The following is a 1776-nucleotide window of genomic DNA, read 5'->3' on the forward strand; positions in this document are numbered from 1 at the left end:
CCACCAGCGTGGCGCGCCAGCTGCGGAAGGTGATCAGGCAGAACAAGGTCACCGCTGCATACACGTACAACAGCATGGTGTGGTTGGCTTCGCGCACCACGATGTTGGTCGCCGCTTCGATCCCGGCGCTGCCGGCCGCGAGCAGGAACTGGCGATCTTCGGTGCTGTTTTCCTTGGCGAACTTGTCGGCGATCGCCACCACGGCGTCCAGGGTTTCAGCCTTGTGATCCTTGAGGAAGGCGATCACCGGCATCAGCGAGCAGTCGGTGTTGAACAGCTCCGGGGAGTTGACCGAGGCTTGCTGCGCGGCGTAGTTGAGCACGTCCTGGTTGCGCTGGATGCTGTTGAGCTTGGGGTTGCCTTCATAAGTACCGGCGGTGATCTGGCGTACCGCGTTGACCAACGACGAGGTCGCCTGCACGCCCGGATACTGTTGCAGCTCCCAGGCCAGACGATCGGCCAGCACCAGGGTCTTGTAGTTCAGACAGCCTTCCGGTGCGGTCTTGATCATCACCGCGAACAGGTCGCTGGACAGCGCGTAATGCTGGGTGATGTAGGCGTTGTCGCGGTTGTAGCGCGAGTCGGCGCGCAGCTCCGGCGCCCCGCTTTCCAGATCGCCGATCTTCAGGTCAAGGCTGACCACGAAACCGCCGATGCCCATCAACACCGCGACCAGCACGGCGCCGGTGGCCCACTTGGCCGTGGTGAAGCGATCGAGCGCGTCCCACAGTTTGCCGAAGCCTTTGTGCTTCTCGGCGCGGTTGTCGATTTTCAGCGCACGCTCGGCGGCTTTCGCGCCGACACCGACGTAAGACAATGCCACTGGCATCAGCAACAGCGAGGTGAAGATCAGCACCGCGACACCGATGCTGGCGGTGATCGCCAGGTCCTGGATGACCGGGATGTCGATCAGCATCAGCACCGCGAAGCCCACGGCGTCGGCCAGCAGCGCGGTGACCCCGGCGATGAACAGACGGCGGAAGGTGTAGCGCGCGGCGATCAGTTTATGGGTGCCACGGGCGATGTCCTGCATGATGCCGTTCATCTTCTGCGCGGCGTGGGACACGCCGATGGCGAAGATCAGGAACGGCACCAGCACCGAGTACGGATCGATGGCGTAACCGAGCCAGGCGACGATGCCCAGTTGCCAGACCACCGCAACCAGCGAGCAGCCGACCACCAGCAGGGTGCTGCGCACGCAACGGGTGTAGGCATAGATGATGATCAGCGAGGTGACCACGGCCAGGCCGAAGAACATCATCACCTGGATCAGGCCGTCGATCAGGTCGCCCATCAGTTTGGCGAAGCCGATCACCCGGACTTTGTAATGGCCGCTGCCTTCGACCCCGGATTTACGCGCCGCGCTGTCGCCGGCGTATTCGATCTTGTCGCGCAACTGCTCTTCGAGCATCTGCGAGAAGGCGTGGTAGTTGATGCGTTGGCCGCCGGCGGCGGCCTTGTCCATCAGCGGCACGATCAGCATGGTCGACTTGAAATCGCTGGCCACCAGGCTGCCGACGATACCGGCACGGGAGATGTTCTGGCGCAGCTGTTCAATGTCCGAAGGCGAGCCCTGATAACTGTCGGGCATCACCGGGCCACCCTGGAAACCGTCCTCGGTGACTTCGGTCCAGCGCACGGCCGGGCTCCACAGCGACTTCATCCACGCACGGTCGACGCCTTCGGTGAGGAACAGCTGGTCGTTGACCTGCTTGAGCACATCGAGGTAAGCGGGGTCGAAAATATCGCCCTGGGTGTTCTCGACCACCACCCGCA

1 protein-coding gene is annotated in these 1776 nt (G+C 63.0%); it reads right to left on the minus strand.

Annotation, left to right across the window (positions count from 1 at the left end; genetic code table 11):
* Window positions 1-1776 (minus strand): RND family transporter (locus AD668_RS28280; RefSeq protein WP_053164493.1); only part of this gene is annotated, 1776 nt, incomplete at both ends.

This window comes from Pseudomonas sp. P1.8, from assembly GCF_001269805.1.
Taxonomy (GTDB): domain Bacteria; phylum Pseudomonadota; class Gammaproteobacteria; order Pseudomonadales; family Pseudomonadaceae; genus Aquipseudomonas.